Here is a 24,235-nt window from a genome sequence, read left to right as displayed (position 1 = left end):
GAATGCTAAAATTTTCAACGCTTGCCCGCTGGATTTAACCCTTTGTCAGCAGGTTACCGGCAGCCTTGGGCCAAAGCGAAAGGAGGCTGGGAAATGATCGACTGGAACCGTGTTCAGGACTTACGTGACGAAATCGGAGCAGAGGCATTTGGCGAGGTGGTCGAGCTGTTTCTTGAAGAGGTGGACGGCGAAATCGACAAGCTGCGCGCCCTTTCGGATCGCAGCGACCTTGAAGGCCAGCTTCATTTTCTCAAGGGCAGTGCGCTTAACCTTGGGTTTACCGCGTTTTCAGACCTTTGCCACGCGGGTGAAATGGCCTCTGCGACCGGACAGCAGGACACCGTCGACCTCGCTGAGGTTCTAAGCTGCTATGATGCGTCGAAATCCGCCTTCCTGTCAGGCCTTGACCGGGTCATCGCCGCCTAAATCAGGAATTCGGCCAGAACCTCATCCTTAGTGATATCGCGGTAATCAAATCCGGCCGCCGCAAGCTTTTGCAAGAAATGCTTAAAATTGTCGGGGTTCTTGGTTTCGATCCCGATCAGGACAGACCCAAAATTGCGGGCCGACTTCTTGAGATATTCAAACCGTGCAATGTCGTCATCCGGACCAAGGATTTCCAGGAAATCACGCAATGCACCGGGGCGTTGCGGCATCCGCAGGATAAAGTATTTCTTGACCCCCGAAAACCGCTGGGCACGCTCTTTGACTTCGGGCAGGCGCTCGAAATCGAAGTTACCGCCAGAGGTGACGCAGACAACCGTTTTGCCCCGGATCACATCACCGATATCCTTGAGAACATCCACCGACAAGGCGCCCGCAGGCTCAAGAACGATCCCCTCGATATTCAGCATTTCAAGCATCGTGGTGCACAACCGATCCTCGTCAATGACACGGGCATGCCTGGCATCAAAATCGCGCAGTCGGGCAAAGGTTTTCGCCCCGATCCGGGCCACCGCCGCCCCATCGGCAAAGGTGTCGACATGGTTAAGGCGTATCGGCTTGCCCGCCGCAAGCGCCGCCCCGAGACAGGCGCCGCCCATTGGTTCCACCAAGGTCAGGCATGAGCGATCACCGACATAGCTTCGGACCCCCGCCGAAAGCCCGCCGCCACCGACCGGCATGATCAGATGATCGGGCAGGCCGCCAAGCTGCGCCTCGATTTCAACCGCGACCGAGGCCTGGCCCTCAATCACATCTTCATCGTCAAACGGCGACAGAAAATGCCCGCCGGTTTGCGCGCAATAGGCCTGCGCGGCATGCAGCGTGTCATCGAAATAATCGCCGGTAAGCCGGATCGCCACCGCATCGCCGCCAAACTTCTCGGTCTTGCCGATCTTCTGCTGTGGCGTCGTGACGGGCATGAAGATCACGCCCTTGACCCCGAAATGGCGACACATGAACGCCACCCCCTGCGCATGATTGCCCGCACTGGCACAGACAAACTGTGTCGTTTCGGGCGCTCGCGCCAAGACCTTGCGCATCGCATTGAACGCGCCGCGAAGTTTGTAAGAGCGAACCGGCGAAAGATCTTCCCGCTTCAGAAGGATCTCGGCACCGTAACGCTCGGACAGGTGATCATTGCGCTGAAGCGGCGTCGGTTCGAAAACCTCGCGCATCGCGGTTTCGGCGGCTTGGGCCATTGTTCTGAAATCAGTCATGCCCGCCTGAGTGCCGCAATCGTGCCGCTCTGACAAGGGTCAGAGGTCGCGACCCTCGACAAAACCTCAACAAAGCGCGATCAACCGGGTCCACTTGCCCATTGGGGAAAAAGCCGCTACTCCGCCAGCCAGATTTGACGCAAGGGGAAAGTGAATGTCTGCGCCCAAGAAAGTTGTTCTGGCCTATTCCGGCGGCCTTGATACCTCGATTATTTTGAAGTGGCTTCAAACCGAGTATGGCTGTGAAGTCGTGACCTTTACCGCCGATCTGGGGCAGGGCGAAGAGCTTGACCCCGCTCGCAAAAAAGCCGAGCTGATGGGGATCAAGCCCGAGAACATCTATATCGAGGATGTGCGCGAAGAATTCGTGCGCGATTTCGTCTTTCCGATGTTCCGCGCCAATGCTCTTTACGAAGGGCTTTACCTTTTGGGCACCTCGATTGCCCGACCGCTGATCTCCAAACGCCTGGTTGAGATCGCCGCCGAAACCGGCGCCGATGCCGTATCCCATGGCGCGACCGGCAAGGGCAACGATCAGGTGCGGTTTGAATTGGCGGCCTATGCCCTTAATCCCGACATCAAGGTGATCGCGCCCTGGCGGGAATGGGATCTGAGCAGCCGGACCAAGCTTTTGGCCTTTGCCGAGCAAAACCAGATTCCGATCGCCAAGGACAAACGCGGCGAGGCGCCGTTCTCGGTTGATGCGAACCTGTTGCACACCTCATCCGAGGGCAAGGTATTGGAAGACCCGGCAGAGGCCGCGCCCGACTATGTCTTTCAGCGCACGGTTAGCCCCGAAGACGCCCCCGACACCCCCGAATTCATCGAAGTGTCGTTTGAAAAGGGCGACGCCGTGGCGATCAATGGCGAGGCGATGAGCCCGGCCACGATCCTGAAAAGGCTGAATGAATATGGCGGCAAACACGGGGTCGGGCGGCTTGATTTCGTGGAAAACCGCTTTGTCGGGATGAAATCGCGCGGGATTTATGAAACCCCCGGCGGCACCGTCCTGTTAGAGGCGCATCGTGGAATCGAACAGATCACCCTTGATAGCGGCGCAGGCCACCTCAAGGATTCGCTGATGCCGCGCTATGCCGAGCTTATTTACAACGGCTTCTGGTTCAGCCCCGAGCGCGAGATGCTTCAGGCCGCGATCGACAAAAGCCAGGAACATGTGACCGGCACCGTGCGCCTCAAGCTTTACAAAGGCGCGGCAACCACCGTGGGCCGCTGGTCAGATCACAGCCTATATTCCGAGGCGCATGTGACGTTTGAAGACGATGCTGGCGCGTATGATCAAAAAGACGCGGCTGGTTTCATTCAGCTTAACGCGCTGCGCCTTAAACTTCTGGCGGCGCGCAATCGTCGCCTTAAAGGCTAAGCGCCACCGCGCGCAGGCGGGCATAGGCGGGCATCGCCGCCTCTGCCAATGCCGCGCGCGGGCCATCCAGATCGGGCATTGCCCCCTCAGCCGGAGCAAACCCGGTCGATTGATGCACCGCCCCATACCAATGTGCGGCCCAAACCCCGTCATCCGGATGCCCGCCCGATGGCCAGCTTAGCATCGCCGGATCCCAGCCAAGCCCAATGGCGGCGCAAAGCCGTTTCAACATAACTTCGGGGTCACGCCGGATATCAGCGGACTCAATCACAACCGGGCGGGCGCCTGCCGCGACAAGCTGATCGTAAAGCTCTGCCTGCTGGACAAAGCCGATATCGGCCAATGTCGGATTGTCGTATTTCGTTGAAAAGCTTGCCGCAACCCGCGCCGGATGGCGGATCAGGAAAACATTCGCCACCCGGTGCACCCAATCGCGCGGCACGCCTTCGATCATATGCTGCGACATGTGCTTTTGATAAAAATGCGCTTTGCCGCCAGAGATCGGCCCCAAAAGGGTTTCGATCACTTTGGCCGGATCGGTCGGCTGCGACGCGATAATCTCGTCTCGCATCGGGTGATCAAGCCCGGTTTGGGCAAGATAACTGGCATAAAACGGCTCGTCCACCACGGCGCAATCGGCGCGGGCGCCAAAGCTATACATCATCGCCGTACTAAGATTGCGCGGCCCGGACCACATTGCGATCCGCATCTTTAGCGGCGCCCGGACGGGGCGATACCGCACCACATGACAGTTCGATGAAATTTCATGATTGCCTGCCCGCGCCCTTTGCTACCACCATGAGTCTAGAATCGTCGAATCGCAGATGCAACAACAGAGGTAAGGGCAGGGCATGGAGGCAGATTTCTGGCACACCCGGTGGGAAAATGCGCAGATCGGGTTTCACGAAGGCGAGGTGAACCGGATGTTGGCGGCCCATTTAGAGGCCCTGCCCATTGCGCCGGGCGCGCGGATTTTCCTGCCGCTCTGTGGCAAGACCCGCGATATTGCCTGGCTTTTATCAAAGGGATATCGCGTTGCCGGCGCAGAACTTAGCGAAATCGCGGTGCAACAGCTTTTTGACGAACTACCCCTTGTACCCGAGGTAACGCAGGAAGGCCCGTTAAAGCGATATGCCGCGACAGAGATTGATATCCTTGTCGGTGATATTTTCGATCTGACGCCCGAGATTCTTGGGCCGGTTGATGCGGTATTTGACCGCGCCGCTCTGGTGGCCTTACCCGACGATATGCGCAGGCGTTATACCGATCATATCGCAACGATCACGCAACGCGCGCTTCAACTGCTTGTCACTTTTGAGTACGACCAATCGGTGATGAACGGCCCGCCGTTTTCCCTGACAGAGGTCGAAGTACGGGGTCACTACAGTGCGCGTTACGACATCACGCTTTTGGAAGATGCAGAGGTGAAAGGCGGATTAAAGGGTGTTTGCCCGGCGTCGGAAAAAGCGTTTCTCCTATTGCCGGTTTAACCGGTTTCGCGCTGGATCAGAGCCTTGTAAAGCGTCTGAATGCGGCGTGTCATCGGCCCTTGCGCGCCATCCCCGATCACCCGGCCGTCGATCTCGCCCACGGGGGTTTGTGCCCCGAAGGTGCCGGTCAGAAACGCCTCATCCGCGCCATATGTATCGACCAGCGAATAATTCCGCTCGTAAACCGGAATGTCATTGGCCCGGCACAGATCAATCACCTTTTGCCGGGTGATGCCATTCATGCAGTAATCGCCAGTGCTTGTCCAAACCGCGCCCTTGCGGACGATGAAAAAGTTACAGGCGTTGGTCGTGTTCACGAAGCCATGCAGATCCAGCATGAGGGCCTCATCGGCCCCCGCTTTTTCCGCCGCTATGCAGGCGAGGATGCAATTCAGCTTGGAATGCGAATTGAGTTTCGGATCCTGCGTCATCGGCAATCCGCGAATATGCGGCACTGTTGCAAGGCGGATCGGCCGCGCGATCTTTGGCTTTGAATGCTCCATGATGATGGTCACGGTCGGCCCTTGCCGGCTTAGCGACGGGTGCTGAAATGGCCGGGTTTTCACCCCGCGCGTCACCATGAGGCGGGCATGCGCGTCGGTGGTCATGTCGTTGGCCGATTGTGTGTCTATTATGGCCTGAAACACCTCTTTTCGGGTCATACCGATATCAAGGTCAATCGCCTTTGCTGCCTCGAAGAGCCGATCCAGATGCTCGCCTGCAAAGGCCCATGTCCCATCATATAGCCGAAGCCCCTCCCACACGCCATCACCAAGCATGAAACCGCTGTCATAAACGCTTACCAAGGCCTCGGCTTTGGGCACGATCCGGCCGTTCAGCCAGATGTTGATCTGCTCATTGCGCGCGTCCTCCTCGGCTTGATGTGTGGTCTGGTGTTCGCTCATGATGTCCCCCGTTTTCGGCGAGTTTAGTGAGCCGCCCAAACCGTGCCAAGGGCGAAATATCGCTCAACTGCGCGTGACTTCACAGGCTCGTACCTTGGTGTGATCGCCGATTTGGTGCAGGATAGCCTCACTCAAGGAGGGCAAGGCTATGATACTACAAAAACGAGAGATCAAAGCAGCCGTGCTCGCAATGCTGATCGCGGTCGGTCTTTGCGTTCAAGGCAACCGCGCACATGCGGCGGAGCCTCAAAATCTGGTCGTTGCAGGCGGATGTTTCTGGTGTGTTGAGGCTGATTTTGAAAAAGTGTCTGGCGTCATCGGCGCGGTATCGGGCTTTACCGGCGGGACATTAAAGAATCCAAGCTACAAAGAGGTCACGCAAGGCAATACCGGGCATTTTGAGGCCGTCAAAATCACTTTCGACCCGGATAAAGTCACGCGCGCCTCCCTGTTGGATCTATTTTTCCGTTCCGTCGATCCGACCGATGCGGGTGGGCAGTTCTGTGATCGTGGCGCAAGCTATCGCACGGCAATTTTCGTCTCTGATCCAACCGAACAACAACTTGCCGAAGCCGCAAAGGCAGCAGCGGCAAATGCATTGTCTCAAAAAATTGTCACGCCGATTCTTCCGCTTCAAACATTCTATGCGGCCGATAGCGGCCATCAGGACTACTACAAAAGCAACGCCCTCGTCATTACCCGGTTCGGGCCACGCACCAAGGCAAAGGCCTACAAACTTTATCGCGACGCCTGCGGCCGCGACGCCCGGGTGCGCATGCTTTGGGGCAATGACGCGCCCTTTGCGGGATCGTCCTAGCCAAGAAGCGCAGCGGTTTCGCGGCTTGTCGGGATCGCCTCTGCCGTGCCCGGCTCTTGCACTTGAAGAGCCGCCGCCGCCGAGGCCCGCCTAAGCGCCGCGCTTGGCGCGAAGCCTTGCGCAAGCGACGCCACCATATACCCCGCGAAAGTGTCGCCCGCGCCGGTGGTGTCCACCGGCGTAACCGGAACGGCAGGGCACAGGATAACCTCGCCCGACACAGTGTCACGCCATTCGGCGCCCTCGGCGCCACGGGTAATCAACAACTGTGGCACCTCGATGACGCCCATCGCCTTCTCAAGCTGACCTGCCTCGACGTCATTCAGAATCAAAATCGTGACAAAAGGCAGAACCGCCCGCACCGCATCAGCGTCAAAAGGCGCGGCGGAATAGGCAAGATTCAATCCGCCAGCCTCGGCCAGACGCGCGGTTTCCATCTGGAGATTCGTTTCATTCTGCATCATGAGCCAATCACCCGCCGACGCAACGCCCAGCGCCGATGTCACATCCGAAAGATCAAGCGCGCGATTGGCCCCAGGATAGATGACAATTGCATTCTCACCGGCATTGTCCACACAAACCATCGCATGACCCGAGGGCACATCCGACCGCGCAACATGCCCAACTTCGACGCCATATTCCTCAAGCAGATCAACCATCCAACCGCCATCAGGGCCAACAGCCCCAATATGACAAACTCGTTCCCCGGCCCGCGCGGCGGCCACCGATTGATTGGCCCCCTTCCCGCCGAGTGTGCGGTGATAGCTATCCGTGGCAAGGGTTTCGCCGGGCGTTGGCAGGTGAGGCAAGCGATAGATGTGATCGGCGTTGATCGAGCCAAGGTTGAAAATCATGCTCAGCCCCTGTTTCACCTTTCCCCAAATACTCGGATTCCAACACCTGCCAAAGGCGCAAAACCTAGCCCACCTTGCAGGCCGCCAGAACTGCCATGTTCAGGATATCGTTGGACGTAAAGTTCGACGAGCAAATCTGGATCGGCTGATCGACGCCCGACAGGATCGGACCGATCACCGTAGCCCCGCCCATTTCCTGCATCAGCTTGACAGAAATCGACGCCGAATGACGCGCCGGCACCACAAGAATATTCGCAGGCCCGGTCAACCGCTGAAACGGATAGCTCTCTTGCGCGGTGACGTTAAGGGCCACATCAACGGTCATCTCTCCTTCAAACTCGAAATCCACGCCGCGCGTTTCAAGCACCTTCGGCGCGCGGTGCATTTTCTCAGCCCGCTCGGAACGCGGATAGCCGAATGTCGAAAAACTAACAAAGGCAACGCGCGGCTCAAGCCCAAGATCGCGGGCAACACCGGCGGCGCGCGTGGCGATATTGGCAAGATCCTCTTCATCGGGCCATTCATGCACAAGCGTATCGGCGATCAGAACGATCCGCCCCTTGTGCAAAAGCGCCGTCACACCAGCGGCCCCGTGATGCGCGTCGGCATCAAAAACGTGGTTTATCAACTCAAGCACATGCGCCGATTTTCGGGTTGCCCCGGTCACAAGACCATCGCCATGCCCATGCGCAAGCATCAAAGCCGAGAACACATGCCGATCACGTGCGGCAAGGCGGTGAATGTCATGCCTATCAAAGCCTTTACGCTGTAACCTATTGTAAAGAAACTCTTTATACTCCTCAAGCCGCCCTGTCTTGGCAGCATTCACAATCTCAAGTTCCCGAACCGCATCGCCAAGGCCAAGGGCCTCCAGCTTTTCTTTCACATCGTTGTCGCGCCCAACCACCAGGGCCTTGCCAAGGCCAGACCGGTGATATTGCACGGCGGCGCGCAACACGCGGGGGTCATCACCTTCGGCGAAGATCATGCGCGCCTGGGCATTGCGGGCGCGGGCATTGATGCCACGCAGGATGCTGGCGGTCGGATCCATCCGCGATTTCAACGACACCTCATAGGCATCCATATCAATGATCGGGCGACGCGCCGCCCCGGTCTCCATCCCGGCCCGCGCAACCGCAGGCGGAATCGTATAGATAAGACGCGGGTCGAACGGCGTCGGGATGATATAATCGCGCCCGAATGATAGCTTTTGGCCATAGGCCATCGCAACCTCATCGGGCACATCTTCGCGCGCGAGCCGCGCCAGGGCCTCGGCACAGGCAATCTTCATCTGGTCGTTGATCGCACGAGCATGCACATCAAGCGCGCCGCGAAACAGATAGGGAAAGCCGAGGACGTTATTCACCTGATTGGGATAATCCGAGCGCCCGGTGGCCACGATGGCATCGGGGCGCACGGCGTGGGCCTCTTCCGGGGTGATCTCTGGATCGGGGTTGGCCATGGCGAAAATCACCGGATTGTCGGCCATCGAGGCAACCATATCCTGGGTCACCGCCCCCTTGGCAGAGACGCCAAGAAACACATCCGCCCCTGCCATCGCCTCTTCCAGGCTTCGCAATGAAGTGCTGGCGGCATGGGCCGATTTCCACTGGTTCATTCCTTCGGTACGACCTTGATAAATCACGCCCTTAGTGTCGCACATGATGCAATTGTCATGCTTGGCGCCCATGGATTTCAACAGCTCAAGACAGGCAATGCCGGCCGCGCCCGCACCGTTCAACACGATCCGGACATCCTCGATCTTCTTGTTCGACAGAAAAAGCGCGTTGATAAGCCCTGCGGCGCAAATCACTGCCGTGCCGTGCTGATCGTCATGAAAGACCGGTATATCCATCACCTCTTTGAGCTGCTGCTCGATGATGAAACATTCCGGCGCCTTGATATCTTCCAGGTTGATACCGCCAAAGGTCGGCCCCATCAATTTCACCGCGTTGACAAAGGCCTCGGGGTCTTCGGTATCAAGCTCGATATCAATCGAATTCACATCGGCAAACCGCTTGAACAGAACCGCCTTGCCCTCCATCACCGGCTTGGACGCAAGCGCGCCCAGATTGCCAAGCCCAAGAACCGCTGTCCCGTTCGAAATCACCGCAACAAGATTGCCCTTGTTGGTGTAGTCATAGGCAAGCGCGGGATGCTCTGCGATTTCTTCGCAGGGCACCGCCACACCGGGCGAATACGCAAGGCTAAGATCACGCTGAGTGGTCATCGGCACGGTGGCCGCAATCTCGAACTTGCCGGGGGTGGGTTCAAGGTGAAAGGCAAGGGCCTCTTCGCGGGTCAGTTTGTTTTTTGCCATGTCGGGGCCTGTTCATTGGATAAACTTCACCCTGCATAGCGGGGGAATGCGATGTCCTCAACTGAAACGCGGTTTTGGCTTTCGCGGGCGCACGGGGATTTGTAAGGTCACGCCAAACAAAAGGGGGCCCCCGTGACAGCACAACCATCGACAGTCACGCCGATGATGGCGCAGTATCTTGAGATCAAGGCGCAGTACCCGCAGGCGCTTTTGTTTTATCGGATGGGCGACTTTTACGAATTGTTTTTCGATGATGCGGCGGCGGCGGCAGAGGCGCTTGATATTGCCCTGACCAAACGCGGCAAGCATTTGGGCGAAGATATCGCGATGTGCGGCGTGCCGGTACATTCCGCCGAGGGCTATCTTCTGACGCTGATCCGAAAGGGATTTCGCGTTGCCGTCTGCGAACAGATGGAAGACCCCGCCGAAGCCAAGAAACGCGGATCGAAATCGGTGGTACATCGCGCCGTCGTGCGCCTTGTCACCCCCGGCACCCTGACCGAGGAAAGCCTGCTTGAGGCGCGGCGCCACAATTACCTTGCCGCCTTTGCCCAGGTGCGCGGCGATTGTGCGCTCGCCTGGGTCGATATTTCGACCGGGGCGTTTCATGTGATGCCCTTGACGGCCGCACGGCTTGGCCCCGAACTGGCCCGGCTCGCTCCGCGAGAGGTCGTGATTGCTGACGGTGATGAAGACGTTTTAGGCGAAACAGTCACTGAATCCGGCGCGTCGCTTACCCCGCTGGGGCGTTCGGCTTTTGATAGTACCGGCGGTGAAAAGCGGCTTTGTGCGCTGTTTGGCGTCACCACGCTAGAAGCTTTTGGCCAGTTTACCCGCCCCGAAGTGGCCGCAATGGGCGCCATCGTGGAATGGCTTGAGATCACGCAGAAGGGCAACCTGCCACTGTTGCGAACGCCAGTGCGCGAGCAACACGAACGCACGATGCAGATCGACGCCGCAACCCGCCGCAATCTGGAACTGACCCAGGCGCTTGGAGGGGGCAGGGCTGGCTCGCTTCTGGCCACGATTGATCGCACTGTAACGGCAGGCGGCGGACGGTTGCTGGAACGACGCCTTTCAAGCCCCAGTCGGGTACTGGATGTCGTGCAGAATAGGTTGGCAGCGGTTGATTTTGCGGTGGAACAGTCTCGAATTGCTGCTGATTTGCGTAATGCGCTGCGCAAGGTGCCCGATCTTGACCGCGCGTTGTCGCGGCTTGGGCTTGATCGCGGCGGGCCGCGTGATCTTGCCGCGGTGCGCAACGGGCTGGACCAGGGTGAAGAGGTTGCAGCGCTTTTTGGCGATATCGACCTGCCGCCACTTCTCGCCGAGGCCGCTAAGGGCCTGACCGGTCACGACGCCTTGCTTGATCTTCTTGATCAGGCGCTTGTGGCCGAACCCCCGCTTTTGGCCCGCGATGGCGGATTTATCGCGCCCGGCTACGATGCCGAATTGGACGAGGCACGCCAACTTCGCGATGAAGGGCGCAGCGTTATCGCGGCGATGCAGGGAGAGTATTCCGCCCTGACCGGCATTCAGTCGCTCAAGATCAAGCACAACAATGTCCTTGGTTATTTCGTCGAGGTCACCTCGACCCACGCCGAAAGAATGCTTGCGGCGCCGCTGAACGAGACCTTCAAACACCGCCAGACGACCGCCAATCAGGTTCGCTTTACCACCGTGCCGCTCAGCGAGATGGAAACCAAGATCCTGAACGCGGGCGGTCGGGCGCTTGAGATTGAAAAGCGGCTCTATGATGCCCTGAAAGCCGCAGTTCTAGAGCAATCCGGCGCCATCGCACAGGTTGCTCGCGGGTTGGCGGAAATTGATCTTTCGACCGCCCTTGCCGATCTTGCGGCGCAGGAAAACTGGTGCAGACCGATGGTCGATACCAGCCGCGCGCTTGACATCAAGGGTGGGCGTCATCCGGTGGTTGAACGCGCCTTGCGCGCCCAGAACGGCGCGCCTTTTATCGCCAATGACTGTGATCTTGGCGGCGAAAGCGATATCTGGCTTTTGACCGGGCCGAACATGGCCGGTAAATCGACATTCCTTCGGCAAAACGCGCTAATTGCACTTTTGGCGCAAATGGGAAGCTATGTGCCCGCCAAATCCGCCCATATCGGTCTTGTCAGCCAGTTGTTCAGCCGCGTTGGCGCCTCGGACGATCTGGCGCGCGGGCGCTCGACCTTCATGGTCGAAATGGTCGAAACCGCCGCGATCCTCAATCAGGCGGACGATCATGCACTTGTCATTCTCGATGAAATCGGGCGCGGAACGGCGACCTATGATGGGCTGAGCATCGCCTGGGCGACGCTTGAAAACCTGCATGACGTGAACCGGTGTCGGGCGCTCTTCGCCACGCATTATCACGAGCTGACCAATCTGAGCGACAAGCTGGAGCGCGTTGAAAACGCCACCGTGACCGTCAAGGAACATGATGGCGATGTGATTTTCATGCACGAGGTCCGCCGCGGCGCTGCTGATCGAAGCTATGGCGTGCAAGTCGCCAAGCTGGCCGGCCTGCCAGAAACGGTAGTCGCGCGGGCGCGGGTCGTGCTTGATGCGCTGGAAAAGGGTGAGCGCGAAGGCGGAAGCCGCCAAAAGGCGCTGATCGACGACCTGCCGCTTTTTTCCGCAATGCCGCCCCCGCCGATACCCGCAAAAAGCAGTGGCCCATCCGAGGTTGAGGCGCGACTCGCAGATATCCTGCCAGATGCACTTAGCCCGCGCGAGGCGCTGGACCTGATCTATGAGCTCAAGGGACTGACAAAAACCAAGGCGGGCTAACGCCCGCCCTGGATGTTACGCGCCGCGATTTGACGAGACGCCAACCTGCGCCGGGCGCAGGATACGGTCGTGCAGCATAAAGCCCTGACCAGACACCTGAATGATCTCGCCAGCCTTTGTGCCGGGCAGGGGGGCCTCGAACATGGCCTCGTGATGCTGCGGATCAAACCGATCGCCGACCTGCGGGTCAATCACGGTGATGCCATGCTTGGCAAAGACGTTTGTAAGCTCGCGCAGCGTAAGCTCGATTCCCTCAAACACCGCGGCCGAGGCCTGACGCTGTTCATCGGTCAGGGTTTCAAGAGCGCGCTTGAGGTTATCATATACCGGCAACATGTCGCGGGCCAGTTTGGAACCGCCGTAATTCTCGGCCTCGCGCCGATCCTTCTCTGATCGCTTGCGCGCATTTTCGGCGTCCGCAAGCGCGCGCATGAACTTGTCCTGATAGGCGTCACGCTCTGCGCGCAGGGTATCAAGCTCCAACTCTTCGTCAGAAATCTCTGCCTCGTTCTGTTCGTTCTCTTCTGCGGCTGCTTCCTCGATATCGTCGAGAAAGCTTTCGTTGTTCGGCTCTGCCATTTTATACCTCTAACTCCGGTCCGAGATCAGTTTGCCAACCAGTTGCGCCGTGTAATCGACGATCGGCACAATCCGCCCATAGTTCAGGCGCGTCGGGCCAATGACACCAACCGCGCCAATGATCTTACGGTCAGCGTTCATATATGGAGAGACAACCAAAGAGGAACCCGAAAGTGAAAAAAGTTTGTTCTCAGAGCCAATAAAAATGCGCACACCTGCCCCTTCGTCGGCAAGTTCGAGGAATTCGGCGATGTCACGTTTGCGTTCAAGATCGTCAAACAGGGTTCGGATGCGGTCAAGATCAACCTGTTCCGCGCCTGAATTCAAAAGATTCGCCCGGCCGCGCACGATCAACCGCTCATAGGTGTCGCCTTCGCCTTCCCACACCGCAAGGCCACTTTCGACCATGGCATGGGAAAGCTGATCAATCTCCTGGCGCCGCGCGGTGATCTGTTTGGCGATCACGGTCTGAAGATCCGACAGGGTTTTGCCCTCGATCAACGAATTCAGAAAATTCGCCGCTTCACGCATCGAACTTGGCGTTTGACCGGGGGGCGGATTGAAAATGCGGTTTTCCACATGACCGTCGGAAAACACCAGAACCACAAGCGCGCGGTCATGCCCAAGGCTGACGAATTCGATGTGCTTGATCGGCGCCTCGTGTTTCGGCGTCAGAACCAGAGACGCCCCCCGCGTCACCCCCGACAGGGCAGAGCCGATACGATCAAGTATGCCGCCAACATCCTGAGAGTTCGTGGCGACGGTATCGTCAATCATCTTGCGATCCGTTGCCTCAAGATCACCCACCTCAAGCAAGCCATCGACAAACATTCGCAACCCTTCCTGCGTCGGCACGCGCCCGGCGCTAATGTGGGGGCTGTCCAGAAGGCCAAGATATTCCAGATCCTGCATCACGTTACGGATCGTTGCCGCACTTACCTTTTCGCTAAAATCACGCGTCAGGGTACGCGACCCCACAGGATCACCATTGGCAAGATAGCTTTCGACCACGCGACGGAATACTTCGCGCGACCGGTCGTTCATCTGGTCAAGGGCCTGTCTTGGGGTATTCATCTAACTGGGTTTCCTCATAGGTCTGCCATTAAGGACGGGTTGCGCCAAAGGTCAATCGGGCTTGCCATTGCAGGTACTTCACCTGTATCCCCCGCCCAACAGCGAAAGGGAAATATCATGCGACCGTCAGGTAGAGATTTAAGCGAATTGCGGCCAGTTTCAATCGAAACCGCGGTTTTGAAGCACGCCGAGGGCTCTTGCCTGATCAAAATGGGCGATACCCATGTTCTGTGCACCGCCACCATCGAGGATCGCGTGCCGCCGTTTATCAAGGGCAGCGGCCTTGGTTGGGTGACCGCCGAATACGGCATGCTTCCGCGCTCGACCAATAGCCGGATGCGCCGCGAGGCGACGGCGGGCAAACAAGGCGGGCGTACCGTTGAAATTCAGCGCCTGATTGGCCGCTCCTTGCGCGCCGGGGTTGATCGTGTCGCCCTTGGCGAACGTCAGATCACCGTCGATTGCGATGTCATTCAGGCCGATGGCGGCACGCGCTGTGCCTCGATCACCGGCGGATGGGTCGCGCTTCGCCTTGCCGTGCAAAAACTGATGAAGGCTGGCGATGTTGTAAGCGATCCGCTGATTGATCCGGTTGCCGCGGTATCCTGCGGCATCTATGCGGGCCAGCCGGTGCTTGATCTTGATTACCCCGAAGATAGCGATGCCGGCGTTGATGGCAATTTCATCATGACCAGCACCAAAAAGTTGATCGAGGTGCAGATGAGCGCCGAAGGCTCTACCTATAGCCGCGATCAGATGAACACCCTTCTTGATCTGGCTGAGAAAGGCGTTGACGCGCTTGTCGCAAAACAGCTTGAGGCGACAGGTGCGTAAATTTACCGAGGACACCCTATTGGTGGCCACCCATAATGCGGGCAAGCTTGAAGAGATCAGCAATCTGCTTGCCCCTTATGGTGTCCGCGTTGTCGGCGCCGCCGATAAAGGGCTTGGCGAACCCGACGAAACCGAAACGACCTTTGTCGGCAATGCGCGCATCAAGGCGCATGCAGCGGCCAAGGCAACCGGCCTGCCCGCCCTATCCGATGACAGCGGGATTGAAATCGATGCGCTGAACGGCGCGCCTGGCGTTTATACCGCCGATTGGGCCGAAACAGAGACGGGCCGAGATTTTGTCATGGCGATGTCCAAAACCCATGACAAACTTGTCCAAAGCGGGACTGCGCAGCCCTGGACCGCGCGGTTTTGCTGTACCCTGGTGCTCGCCTGGCCCGACGGGCATGACGAGGTTTTTGCCGGCACTGTCGAAGGGTGGGTGGTTTGGCCGATGCGCGGGCGTGAGGGCCACGGCTATGACCCGATCTTCCAGCCTGTCGGCTATGAGATTACCTTTGGTGAAATGGATCGCTGGGAAAAGAACCGCATCAGCCACCGCGCCGATGCGTTCAACAAACTGGTAAAGCGCTGTTTTGGCTGAGGATTGGCAAGCAGGGGGGTTCGGCCTCTATATCCATTGGCCGTTCTGTCAGGCCAAATGCCCCTATTGCGATTTCAACAGCCATGTTGCGCGTGACATTGATCAATCCCGCTGGCTGCGCGCTTATCTGTCTGAAATCGACCGTTACGGAGAGATGCTCTCTGGTCGTGTGTTGAATAGCGTGTTTTTCGGGGGTGGCACGCCAAGCTTGATGAACCCCGACGTTGTCGCGGCGATCCTAGACCGGGTTCGTCGTACATGGCCTGCCGCCAACGATCTGGAAGTTACCCTCGAGGCCAATCCCGGATCTGTCGAGGCGGGCAAGTTTCGCGCCTTTTCCCAGGGCGGTGTGTCGCGCATTTCAATGGGCGTTCAGGCGCTCAATGATCGTGATCTCAAACGTCTTGGTCGCATTCATTCCGTCGCGGAGGCCAAACAAGCGTTTGATATTGCAAGAGAAACCTTCGGCAGAGTAAGTTTCGACCTGATTTACGCGCGCCAGGATCAAACCCTTGATGATTGGCGCTCAGAGCTGGGCGAAGCCCTTGCCATGGCGATTGATCACCTCTCGCTTTATCAGCTGACAATCGAACAGGGAACCGCCTTTGGCGATCGCTATGCCGCCGGTCGCCTTCGCGGTCTTCCGGAAGATGATCTTGCCGCCGACATGTATCAGGCGACCCAGGAGATTTGTGATACGGCGGGTCTTGGCGCCTATGAGGTGTCGAACCACGCGCGGCCTGGATCGGAATCCCGACACAATATGATTTACTGGCGCTATGGCGATTACGTTGGGATCGGCCCCGGCGCACATGGGCGCATCACCCGCAACGGGCAGCGCTTTGCCACCGAGGCGTTCTCGTCACCCGAACGTTGGCTTATCTCTACCGAACGGGTCAATCCAGAAAAGCGCGCCCTGCCGCTAAGCGGCCCGGATCAGGCGACAGAATATCTTTTGATGGGATTACGGATATCGGGTGGCATTGATCCCGCCCGCTTTACCGCCCTTTCCGGCGCGCCGCTAAACACCAACGCGATCACGCATCTTGAAGAGATCGGCATGGTTGAATATCGCGGCGCGCGTCTCTGTGCGACGCGGCGGGGGCGGGCTGTTCTAAACGCCGTAATTCGCGATCTTCTGCCGGATTAGAGCCGTTTAACTGCTCAAAAGTCCACATAGCTTATCCAACTGATCCAACGTGTCATAGCTAATGGTGATCTGACCGTTTTCCTGTCCTGATGCGTGGTTAATCGTCACTTTCATACCAAGGTTGGCCGCAAGGTCGCCCTCCAACGCCATCGTATCGGCATCCTTCGCTGCGGGTCTTCGCGGTTTGGCCGTTGTGCCACTTTCATTGAAAATATTTCCTACAGCGGTTTTAGCCAATTTCTCGGTCTCACGCACTGACAGGTTCTTTTTGATGACCTGACGCGCCAAACTGGCGGGATCCTCTGCCGTGATCAGCGCACGTGCATGCCCGGACGAAAGCTTTCCTTCCCGCAGAAAGATCAAAACCTCTTCCGGCAGGTTTAAAAGGCGCACGCAGTTTGCGATATGACTCCGGCTTTTTCCCAGAACTTCGGCCAGTTTTTCCTGGGTATGCCCAAATTTGTGCATAAGCTGGTTATACCCGGTCGCCTCTTCAACCGGGTTAAGATCGGCCCGCTGGATATTCTCGATAATCGCGACTTCCAGCACCTCTGTGTCATTGAACTCGCGGACAAGGACCGGAATTTCATGAAGCTTGGCCATCTGAGCAGCACGCCATCGACGCTCACCAGCGACAATTTCATACTCACCCTCACGACGCGGGTTCATCCGCACGATCAGCGGCTGAATTACCCCTTTTTCCGCGATAGAATTGGCCAGATCCTGCAAGAGCTCCTGATCGAAACTGCGGCGCGGCTGATCGGGGTTGGGCTGAACCTTTTCGACAGGAACCATAAGATCGGGGTGTTTTGCGCCATCGCCCGCAGTGGCGCGAGCATCGTCGCCGACATCCGCCATAAGCGCCGAAAGGCCGCGCCCAAGGCCGCGCTGCTGTGTTTTCTTGCTGGCCATATCTGTTTTCCTTTTCGGTTCAGGCGGCGGCGCGCGCGTTGTTTTGCATCAGTTCCTGCGCAAGATCGCGATAGGCTTGCGCACCCTTTGAATTTGAATCATAGCTCAGCACAGAGATTGCATAAGATGGCGCCTCACTCACCCGGACGTTCCGGGGAATGCGCGTTTGAAACACCAGATCGCCGAGGTTTTCACGCGCGTCCAGCTCTACTTGCGAAGAAAGATTGTTCCGGGCATCAAACATCGTCAGAACAACCCCCTCGATCCGAAGGTTTGAATTAGCCGTCTGGCGGACCTCACGGATTGTCAGCATCAGTTGCGACAAACCTTCAAGTGCGAAAAACTCACTCTGCAAGGGGACAAGAACTGAATGTGCCGCAACCATGGCATTGACCGTCAGCAGGTTAAGTGAGGGCGGACAATCAATCAGCACATAATCAAGCGCATAGGCGTCAATGGCATGCTGTCGCAGCGCATCATGCAAAAGAAAGCTTCGCTTTTCGTTCGAGATAAGCTCGATATCGGCGGACGAAAGATCAACCGTCGCCGGAATGATCATGAGGTTTTCATCTGCCGTCGCTTGAATCACCTCGCCAAGACTAATTTCATCAAGCAGAAAGTCATATGTTGTGTATTCCCGAGCATCTGCTTCTATTCCTAGTCCGGTTGACGCATTCCCCTGGGGATCAAGATCAACAATCAAAACTCGCGCGCCAGCCTCGGCAAGCGCCGCACCAAGGTTGATGGTGGTCGTGGTTTTGCCGACGCCGCCCTTTTGATTGGCAATCGCGATGATCTTTGGTCCGCGTGGTCGGGTTGGATCAGACACGGGCAACTCCTGTTATCTTCATAATGACGGGACCGGTTTCGGTTTTACTTTTAGCAAGCTGGTAATCGAAATTCCACTTAGATCGCGCATCTGCCAGCTCTTTTTCCCAATTTGCGCCCTTTGGAAAAATAGCCGTGCCATTGTTGGCCAAATGGCGTTCAGCGAAGGACAAAAGCAGGTCCAGGCTCCCTAGCGCGCGGGCCGAGATTATGTCTGCACTCAATTCCGGCAATACTTCGATCCGCTCATTCACAACCGTTGCAAAGGCGCCAGTTTCGCGAATGACCGTGCGCAGAAAGGCGCATTTGCGGGAATCACTTTCGACAAGCGTGGTTTTCTTGGGTGACTTCCGTTCCGCGCCCATGATCGCGATGACCAACCCCGGAAAGCCGCCCCCTGATCCAAGATCAGCCCAGTGCTTCACAGGGTGAGGCGCAAGAGAATATATCTGAGCAGAATCGACGAAATGGCGGTTCCAAAGGTCATCGATTGTGTTCTTTGACACGAGATTTATCTTTGGATTCCATTTTCGTAGCAGGTCGGCATAGATTTCCAGCCTGGCCTTTGTTTCACGTGAAACATCCAGTGTCACGCTCATGCGGATTGATCGCGGCGCGCGTGCCGTAGCCTGGCAAGAATGAGCGTTAAAGCTACAGGCGTCATTCCATCAATCCGGGCTGCTTGGGCAAGGCTTCCTGGACGAGAGGCATTCAATTTATGCTTGAGCTCATTTGAAAGGCCATCGATATCCGAAAATGAAAAACCTACAGGAATGATCTGAGCTTCGTCCCGCTTCATCATTTCCACATCTCGGGTCTGACGCTCGATATAATTGGAATACAGCGCGTCCTTTTCAAGCTGCGCGCGACATTCGGGGTCGATGGCCGAGATGCTGTCATCTATTCGCAAAAGGTCTATGAACCCGACATCTGGATAAGCGAGTATTTGAAAGCCACTCCGGCGAGCCCCGTCCTGTGAGACTTTAAGGCCAGCCGCAGCAAGCTCGCGTGGCGAAAATGTTTTCGATTCGAGCATTTCCCGGCCGCTGGAAAGCCGTGCCATCTTATCCTCAAACACCGCCTTACGATTATCCCCGACACATCCCAACGCAAGACCCAGCGGTGAAAGACGTTGATCTGCGTTATCCGCGCGCAGGGACAACCGAAATTCTGCACGTGAGGTAAACATACGATAAGGCTCGCTTACCCCACGCGTGGTCAGATCATCAACCATCACACCGATATAACTATTTGTCCGGCTAAAGATCGCTGGTTCCCCGCCGCGAACAGACAGCGCGGCATTTATACCGGCAACAAGACCCTGCGCCGCTGCCTCTTCATAGCCGGTTGTGCCGTTGATCTGACCCGCAAGGTAGAGACCAGGGACATCCTTGACCGATAAAGTGCCATCCAAAGCGCGCGGATCAACATAGTCATACTCAATCGCATAGCCAGGCTGAAGAATTTCGGCCTTTTCAAGCCCAACGATCGATCGGACATACTCGGTCTGAACATCCTCGGGCAGGGAGGTGGAAATCCCATTGGGATAGACGACATCATCCGAGAGACTTTCCGGCTCCAGAAAAATCTGATGCGATGTCTTATCGGCAAATCGAACGATTTTATCTTCAATCGACGGGCAGTAGCGCGGGCCGATACCGTCAATATGGCCCCCGTACATGGCAGAGCGCTCAAGATTCTCGCGAATGATGTCGTGGGTCTTTTCGTTTGTATATGTGATTCCACAAGAAACCTGCCGCGCGGGCGGGTGCTTGGAGAGGAAGGAAAACATCACAGGATCATCGTCACCGGGTTGTGCCTCAAGCCGATCCCAGGCGATTGTCTTGCCGTTCAGACGCGGCGGGGTGCCCGTTTTCAGGCGACCAAGCGGCAAGTTGAATGAGTCAATCCGTTCTGCAAGCTTTATCGAAGGTCGATCGCCCATACGCCCGCCTGGACGGGACACATCACCGATATGGATCACACCGCGCAAGAATGTGCCGGTCGTAAGAACAACAGCAGCGGCAGTAATCTCACTTCCATCTGCCAAGACGACACCGCCGACCCGACCATCCTTGAGGATAAAATCAGAGGCTTCGCCCTCGATCACGTCGAGATTTGGCTGCGCGGCGATCTCTGCCTGCATTTCTTCTCGATAAATTTTACGATCCGCCTGTGCCCGCGGGCCTTGAACCGCCGGGCCCTTGCGTCGGTTCAAAAGGCGAAATTGAATACCGGCCTTATCGGCAACCCGCCCCATAACACCGTCAAGCGCGTCGATCTCACGAACAAGATGGCCTTTCCCCAAACCACCAATTGCCGGATTACATGACATCACGCCAATGCTTGCCCCGGTCAGGGTAACGAGGGCAGTGCGCGCACCCATTCGTGCCGCAGCATGTGCAGCATCCGCCCCGGCGTGACCTCCGCCGATTACAATGACGTCAAAATGTTTCACGTGAAACACTCCTTACTTTCCGAGGCAAAAGCTCGCAAAGATTTCATCCAGCACATTTTCGATATCAATGCGTCCTACCAGAGAATCAAGCGCGCGAATAGAGGCCCTAAGCTCTTCAGCAGCAATATCTGCCATTTCTTCACCCAAGGGGATCAACGACAAGGCAGCGCTAAGCGATTCGAGCCCACGCTGCATAGCTTGCCTATGACGTGCGCGAGTGGCAAGTCCCGCACCAGAAGCACGCAGGCTTAGCGTTTTTGTGATCTTGTCCACCAAAGAAGACAGGCCAGATCCAGTTTTTCCGGAAATGGCACCTGTTGGATCGTCAAGCAGATCAGCTTTGGCCCGCAACACGATATCGCCAGCCCGCTGCGGCAACTCTGGTTCCTGGCCATCCGAGATTAGAAACACACGCAGGTCTGCGTGATCCGCACGGTCACGTGCCCGTTCTATCCCAATAGATTCCACTGCATCTTCGGTGTCGCGAAGACCCGCCGTATCGAGAAGGGTTACAGGCAAACCTGCAAGATCCATACGTACCTCGATAACGTCACGGGTGGTGCCGGCGAATTCCGATGTGATGGCGGCATCACGTCCTGCCAAAGCATTCAAAAGTGTGGATTTACCGACATTCGGGGCGCCGACAATGGCGACTTCAAAGCCCGTGCGAATACGCTCCGCCGCAGCCACACCCGCAATCTCACGCTCAAGCGCCGACGAAACCGCCCGGACAATTTCGGTTACCTCAGGAGACACATCAACGGGAACCTCCTCATCGGCAAAATCAATCGTTGCCTCAAGCAAGGCGGCCGCGCGAATCAAGCCTTTGCGCCATTCCTCACATTTGCGACCAAGATCCCCGGACAGCACACGCAGCGCCTGCTGACGTTGGGCCTCGGTCTCGGATTCGATAAGATCGGCAAGCGCCTCGACCTGGGCGAGATCGAGCCGCCCGTTTTCCAAGGCGCGACGTGTGAATTCACCGGGCTCTGCGGCGCGCAAACCGTCCAGCTTTGCCAGGGTATCAAGAACTGCGGAAACGACGGCGATGCTGCCATGAAGTTGAAATTCAACAACAGGTTCGCCAGTAAAACTTTGATGTTCCGGGAAGGTCAAAACAAGCGCTTCGTCAAGGCGCGTGCAAGCTTGATCGCGCAACACCCGCAAAGACGCGCGGCGAAACACAGGGATATCACCACAGAGAACGTGACAGGCCTCCAACGCGTTAGGCCCAGAGACGCGAACAACCGCGACCCCGGCCTTTCCCTGCGCCGTCGATAAAGCATAGATCGTGTCCATGAACACGCCCCCGTTATGGTGGCTAAATCAGGTATTCATCGAGTCAAAGAATTCTGCGTTCGACTTGGTCTGTTTCAACTTGGACAGCAGGAACTCGACCGCATCGGTTGTGCCCATCGGGTTGAGAATGCGGCGCAGAACAAAGGTTTTCTGAAGGTCGATTTTGTCGATCAACAGATCCTCCTTGCGGGTGCCGGATTTCAGGATGTCGATGGCAGGGAACACCCGCTTATCCGCGACCTTGCGATCAAGCACGATTTCCGAATTGCCGGTGCCTTTGAATTCTTCAAAAATCACCTCATCCATCCGGCTTCCGGTGTCGATCAGGGCGGTCGCGATGATGGTGAGCGATCCACCTTCTTCGATATTGCGGGCCGCACCAAAGAAGCGTTTGGGCCGCTGCAAGGCATTTGCATCCACACCGCCGGTGAGAACCTTGCCCGAAGAAGGAACAACAGTGTTGTACGCTCTACCAAGTCTTGTGATCGAATCAAGAAGAATAACAACATCTCGTTTATGCTCGACAAGACGCTTGGCCTTTTCAATCACCATCTCGGACACTGCAACGTGGCGTGTGGCCGGTTCATCAAAGGTGGAACTGACAACCTCGCCTTTGACCGAGCGTTGCATGTCGGTCACCTCTTCGGGACGTTCATCAATCAACAGAACGATCAAATAGCATTCGGGGTGGTTCTTTCCGATGCTGTTCGCGATATTCTGAAGCAATACGGTTTTACCCGTCCGAGGCGGGGCCACGATAAGCGACCGCTGCCCTTTACCGATCGGCGCGACAAGGTCTATCACTCGCGCTGAGCGATCCTTGATCGTCGGGTCCTCGACCTCCATGGTCATCCGCTCATCCGGATAAAGCGGCGTGAGGTTGTCAAAAGCGATCTTGTGGCGCGCCTTTTCGGGATCCTCATAGTTAATCTGCGTGACCGACGTCAGAGCAAAATAGCGCTCGTTCTCATCGGGCTGTTTCATCTCACCGTCGATCGTATCGCCGGTGCGAAGCGAATACTGCCGGATCATGTCGGGTGAAACATAGATGTCATCGGGACCCGGAAGATAGTTTGCCTCGGTAGAGCGTAGAAACCCGAACCCGTCTTGAAGAACCTCAAGCACGCCATCCCCGAAAACCGTCCATCCATCCTCGGCCCGTTCTTTCAGGATCGAGAACATCATCTCGCCCTTACGCATGGTCGAGGCATTCTCGATCTCAAGTTCTTCGGCAATCGCAAGAAGATCTTTCGCAGTCATTGCTTTGAGATCGGCAAGGTTCAGACATTCGTCAGTCATAGGAAAACCCTCAGACGCACCCAATGGGCGCATGTATCAGTCATTGATGGAAAACAGGCCACCCGGACGGGCGCTTGCGCGCTACATACGCATCAAAGCCGGTTTCGTCAATGCGAGCCTTAGAAACGCACCACGACCGAAAGAACGATCACCACCATGGCAAGGGTAGGAACCTCGTTCATCATTCGATGCTGGCGGCCTGTGTGGGTGTTCTTGCCAGCCACAAAATCCTTGCGGCGCCAGCCAAGCCAATGATGAAACCAAGTCAACACAAGGACACCTGCGATCTTGGTGTAAGGCCAGACCGCCGACCAATCGACAATGCCGGGGGTCATGACCAGGAAAAGGCCAAATACCCATGTCGCCACCATTGCGGGGTTCATGATCACTCTCAGCAATTTGTACTCCATCGTCTGGAACACCTCATCACGGCTATCGCCCGGCGTTGATTGTTCCGTATGATAGACAAAGAGCCGGGGCAGATAAAACAACCCAGCCATCCATGAAATCACGGACATGATATGGAATGCTTTTATCCAAGGATAAAACGTACTCAGTAAATCAAACATGGCTATCCTCGCTCGGGTCCGGATCTTTCTAATAATTAAAATATATATAAGAAAGATTGTTGTTTTATTTAGGGAGACCAATTTCTGTGGATTATTGTGTTTTCAACAGACTTAAGAACAGGTGGATAACTCTGTGTATGATTCAGAGGCATTAGAACTTCAAAAAAACAAAAAATGAAATATTAGTTTTATATCAATACCTTGACATAGAACTTAAAGGTTAACAACAGATTTAACTAATGAGTATAACTTCGCCCTCGAGGATGAAATACACAACACGGATTTATCCTTTCCCACAGCGGTAGAAAACACTGACAAGCCTGTGAAATTGCCGCAATTCGATAGAAACCTAAGTTGGGATGGATTTACCGGTTAATTGTTCTTAAAACCCAAGTGATATTTCCCATGGGTTAT

22 protein-coding genes are annotated in these 24,235 nt (G+C 56.5%); 8 read left to right on the top strand and 14 right to left on the bottom strand.

Annotated elements, in window-relative coordinates; genetic code table 11:
* Nucleotides 1-93: 93 nt before the first annotated feature.
* Nucleotides 94-426: an Hpt domain-containing protein gene (locus tag BMZ91_RS02005; protein WP_092833777.1), complete on the top strand. Its 333-nt coding sequence runs from the start codon at nt 94-96 to the stop codon at nt 424-426.
* Here the strand turns inward: BMZ91_RS02005 and ilvA are convergent.
* Nucleotides 423-1,661, bottom strand: a complete 1,239-nt coding sequence (gene ilvA, locus BMZ91_RS02000) for a threonine ammonia-lyase IlvA (protein WP_092833775.1) — start codon at nt 1,659-1,661, stop codon at nt 423-425. The genes BMZ91_RS02005 and ilvA overlap by 4 nt on opposite strands.
* 154 nt (nt 1,662-1,815) lie before the next feature.
* Here ilvA and BMZ91_RS01995 point away from each other — a divergent pair, with 154 nt between their 5' ends.
* Nucleotides 1,816-3,042 carry an argininosuccinate synthase gene (locus BMZ91_RS01995; RefSeq protein ID WP_092833773.1) on the top strand — a complete coding sequence of 409 codons (1,227 nt, stop codon included), beginning with the start codon at nt 1,816-1,818 and terminating at the stop codon, nt 3,040-3,042.
* Here BMZ91_RS01995 and BMZ91_RS01990 read toward each other — a convergent pair.
* Nucleotides 3,032-3,751, bottom strand: coding sequence for a sulfotransferase-like domain-containing protein (locus BMZ91_RS01990; protein WP_092833772.1), 720 nt, complete (start codon nt 3,749-3,751; stop codon nt 3,032-3,034). The genes BMZ91_RS01995 and BMZ91_RS01990 overlap by 11 nt on opposite strands.
* Nucleotides 3,752-3,893: 142 nt before the next feature.
* Here BMZ91_RS01990 and tmpT point away from each other — a divergent pair, with 142 nt between their 5' ends.
* A complete protein-coding gene (gene tmpT / locus BMZ91_RS01985; RefSeq protein ID WP_092833770.1) occupies nt 3,894-4,532 on the top strand; it encodes a thiopurine S-methyltransferase in 639 nt (212 codons plus the stop codon).
* Here the strand turns inward: tmpT and BMZ91_RS01980 are convergent.
* Complete coding sequence (locus BMZ91_RS01980; RefSeq protein WP_092834117.1) at nt 4,529-5,437, bottom strand: D-amino acid aminotransferase; 909 nt, start codon at nt 5,435-5,437, stop codon at nt 4,529-4,531. The two genes, tmpT and BMZ91_RS01980, sit on opposite strands and share 4 nt — an antisense overlap.
* A 148-nt stretch (nt 5,438-5,585) precedes the next feature.
* On the opposite strand from BMZ91_RS01980, the gene msrA reads away from it, so the two are divergent.
* A complete protein-coding gene (gene msrA / locus BMZ91_RS01975) occupies nt 5,586-6,254 on the top strand; it encodes a peptide-methionine (S)-S-oxide reductase MsrA (protein ID WP_092833768.1) in 669 nt (222 codons plus the stop codon).
* Here msrA and BMZ91_RS01970 read toward each other — a convergent pair.
* Together BMZ91_RS01970 and BMZ91_RS01965 are read right to left on the bottom strand one after the other, a co-directional pair.
* Nucleotides 6,251-7,108, bottom strand: coding sequence for a ribokinase (locus BMZ91_RS01970; RefSeq protein ID WP_092833766.1), 858 nt, complete (start codon nt 7,106-7,108; stop codon nt 6,251-6,253). The two genes, msrA and BMZ91_RS01970, sit on opposite strands and share 4 nt — an antisense overlap.
* 64 nt (nt 7,109-7,172) lie before the next feature.
* On the bottom strand, nt 7,173-9,428 hold the full coding sequence (locus BMZ91_RS01965) for an NADP-dependent malic enzyme (protein ID WP_092833764.1): 2,256 nt from the start codon (nt 9,426-9,428) through the stop codon (nt 7,173-7,175).
* Between the two features lie 162 nt (nt 9,429-9,590).
* Between BMZ91_RS01965 and mutS the strand changes: the two genes are divergently transcribed.
* Entirely contained in the window at nt 9,591-12,218 is a 2,628-nt protein-coding gene (gene mutS, locus BMZ91_RS01960) for a DNA mismatch repair protein MutS (RefSeq protein ID WP_092833762.1), read from the top strand.
* Nucleotides 12,219-12,233: 15 nt separating this feature from the next.
* Here mutS and BMZ91_RS01955 read toward each other — a convergent pair whose 3' ends face one another.
* Both BMZ91_RS01955 and hrcA read right to left on the bottom strand, forming a co-directional pair.
* Nucleotides 12,234-12,797, bottom strand: coding sequence for a nucleotide exchange factor GrpE (locus BMZ91_RS01955; protein WP_092833760.1), 564 nt, complete (start codon nt 12,795-12,797; stop codon nt 12,234-12,236).
* 9 nt (nt 12,798-12,806) lie between these two features.
* Nucleotides 12,807-13,871 carry a heat-inducible transcriptional repressor HrcA gene (hrcA, locus tag BMZ91_RS01950; RefSeq protein WP_092833758.1) on the bottom strand — a complete coding sequence of 355 codons (1,065 nt, stop codon included), beginning with the start codon at nt 13,869-13,871 and terminating at the stop codon, nt 12,807-12,809.
* A gap of 117 nt (nt 13,872-13,988) precedes the next feature.
* On the opposite strand from hrcA, the gene rph reads away from it, so the two are divergent.
* The 3 genes from rph to hemW are packed head-to-tail and all read left to right on the top strand — an operon-like array spanning nt 13,989 to nt 16,456.
* Nucleotides 13,989-14,705, top strand: a complete 717-nt coding sequence (rph, locus tag BMZ91_RS01945) for a ribonuclease PH (protein ID WP_092833756.1) — start codon at nt 13,989-13,991, stop codon at nt 14,703-14,705.
* Nucleotides 14,698-15,306 carry an RdgB/HAM1 family non-canonical purine NTP pyrophosphatase gene (rdgB, locus tag BMZ91_RS01940; RefSeq protein WP_092833754.1) on the top strand — a complete coding sequence of 203 codons (609 nt, stop codon included), beginning with the start codon at nt 14,698-14,700 and terminating at the stop codon, nt 15,304-15,306. Before rph ends, rdgB begins: the two co-directional genes overlap by 8 nt.
* Entirely contained in the window at nt 15,299-16,456 is a 1,158-nt protein-coding gene (gene hemW, locus BMZ91_RS01935; protein WP_092833751.1) for a radical SAM family heme chaperone HemW, read from the top strand. Before rdgB ends, hemW begins: the two co-directional genes overlap by 8 nt.
* A gap of 6 nt (nt 16,457-16,462) precedes the next feature.
* Here the strand turns inward: hemW and BMZ91_RS01930 are convergent, their stop codons facing one another.
* The 7 genes from BMZ91_RS01930 to hemJ form a co-directional block, all read right to left on the bottom strand.
* Nucleotides 16,463-17,368 carry a ParB/RepB/Spo0J family partition protein gene (locus BMZ91_RS01930; protein WP_092833749.1) on the bottom strand — a complete coding sequence of 302 codons (906 nt, stop codon included), beginning with the start codon at nt 17,366-17,368 and terminating at the stop codon, nt 16,463-16,465.
* Nucleotides 17,369-17,387: 19 nt separating this feature from the next.
* On the bottom strand, nt 17,388-18,197 hold the full coding sequence (locus BMZ91_RS01925; protein ID WP_092833747.1) for a ParA family protein: 810 nt from the start codon (nt 18,195-18,197) through the stop codon (nt 17,388-17,390).
* Nucleotides 18,190-18,795 carry a 16S rRNA (guanine(527)-N(7))-methyltransferase RsmG gene (rsmG, locus tag BMZ91_RS01920; protein WP_092833745.1) on the bottom strand — a complete coding sequence of 202 codons (606 nt, stop codon included), beginning with the start codon at nt 18,793-18,795 and terminating at the stop codon, nt 18,190-18,192. Before rsmG ends, BMZ91_RS01925 begins: the two co-directional genes overlap by 8 nt.
* Entirely contained in the window at nt 18,792-20,654 is a 1,863-nt protein-coding gene (gene mnmG, locus BMZ91_RS01915; protein ID WP_092834115.1) for a tRNA uridine-5-carboxymethylaminomethyl(34) synthesis enzyme MnmG, read from the bottom strand. The genes rsmG and mnmG overlap by 4 nt, the downstream gene beginning before the upstream one ends.
* Before the next feature lie 12 nt (nt 20,655-20,666).
* Nucleotides 20,667-21,953, bottom strand: coding sequence for a tRNA uridine-5-carboxymethylaminomethyl(34) synthesis GTPase MnmE (gene mnmE / locus BMZ91_RS01910; protein WP_092833743.1), 1,287 nt, complete (start codon nt 21,951-21,953; stop codon nt 20,667-20,669).
* 27 nt (nt 21,954-21,980) lie between these two features.
* Entirely contained in the window at nt 21,981-23,252 is a 1,272-nt protein-coding gene (rho, locus tag BMZ91_RS01905) for a transcription termination factor Rho (protein WP_092833741.1), read from the bottom strand.
* 119 nt (nt 23,253-23,371) lie between these two features.
* Nucleotides 23,372-23,821, bottom strand: coding sequence for a protoporphyrinogen oxidase HemJ (hemJ, locus tag BMZ91_RS01900; protein ID WP_177193762.1), 450 nt, complete (start codon nt 23,819-23,821; stop codon nt 23,372-23,374).
* Nucleotides 23,822-24,235: the final 414 nt, after the last annotated feature.

It is taken from the genome of Roseovarius lutimaris, assembly GCF_900115165.1.
GTDB lineage: Bacteria > Pseudomonadota > Alphaproteobacteria > Rhodobacterales > Rhodobacteraceae > Roseovarius > Roseovarius lutimaris.
The sequence above is the reverse complement of the archived record's forward strand: the minus strand, read 5'-3'. Positions and strand labels throughout refer to the sequence as shown.

Bases quoted from the DNA above. Each gene is read 5' to 3' on its own strand.
- tmpT (WP_092833770.1), top strand. From the start codon at position 3,894: ATGGAGGCAGATTTCTGGCACACCCGGTGGGAAAATGCGCAGATCGGG.
- BMZ91_RS01995 (WP_092833773.1), top strand. From the start codon at position 1,816: ATGTCTGCGCCCAAGAAAGTTGTTCTGGCCTATTCCGGCGGCCTTGAT.
- rho (WP_092833741.1), bottom strand. From the start codon at position 23,252: ATGACTGACGAATGTCTGAACCTTGCCGATCTCAAAGCAATGACTGCG.
- ilvA (WP_092833775.1), bottom strand. From the start codon at position 1,661: ATGACTGATTTCAGAACAATGGCCCAAGCCGCCGAAACCGCGATGCGC.
- BMZ91_RS01955 (WP_092833760.1), bottom strand. From the start codon at position 12,797: ATGGCAGAGCCGAACAACGAAAGCTTTCTCGACGATATCGAGGAAGCA.
- BMZ91_RS01980 (WP_092834117.1), bottom strand. From the start codon at position 5,437: ATGAGCGAACACCAGACCACACATCAAGCCGAGGAGGACGCGCGCAAT.
- hemJ (WP_177193762.1), bottom strand. From the start codon at position 23,821: ATGTTTGATTTACTGAGTACGTTTTATCCTTGGATAAAAGCATTCCAT.
- BMZ91_RS01970 (WP_092833766.1), bottom strand. From the start codon at position 7,108: ATGATTTTCAACCTTGGCTCGATCAACGCCGATCACATCTATCGCTTG.
- BMZ91_RS02005 (WP_092833777.1), top strand. From the start codon at position 94: ATGATCGACTGGAACCGTGTTCAGGACTTACGTGACGAAATCGGAGCA.
- hrcA (WP_092833758.1), bottom strand. From the start codon at position 13,871: ATGAATACCCCAAGACAGGCCCTTGACCAGATGAACGACCGGTCGCGC.
- BMZ91_RS01930 (WP_092833749.1), bottom strand. From the start codon at position 17,368: ATGGCCAGCAAGAAAACACAGCAGCGCGGCCTTGGGCGCGGCCTTTCG.
- rph (WP_092833756.1), top strand. From the start codon at position 13,989: ATGCGACCGTCAGGTAGAGATTTAAGCGAATTGCGGCCAGTTTCAATC.
- BMZ91_RS01990 (WP_092833772.1), bottom strand. From the start codon at position 3,751: ATGCGGATCGCAATGTGGTCCGGGCCGCGCAATCTTAGTACGGCGATG.
- mnmE (WP_092833743.1), bottom strand. From the start codon at position 21,953: ATGGACACGATCTATGCTTTATCGACGGCGCAGGGAAAGGCCGGGGTC.
- msrA (WP_092833768.1), top strand. From the start codon at position 5,586: ATGATACTACAAAAACGAGAGATCAAAGCAGCCGTGCTCGCAATGCTG.
- rsmG (WP_092833745.1), bottom strand. From the start codon at position 18,795: ATGAGCGTGACACTGGATGTTTCACGTGAAACAAAGGCCAGGCTGGAA.
- mutS (WP_092833762.1), top strand. From the start codon at position 9,591: ATGATGGCGCAGTATCTTGAGATCAAGGCGCAGTACCCGCAGGCGCTT.
- BMZ91_RS01965 (WP_092833764.1), bottom strand. From the start codon at position 9,428: ATGGCAAAAAACAAACTGACCCGCGAAGAGGCCCTTGCCTTTCACCTT.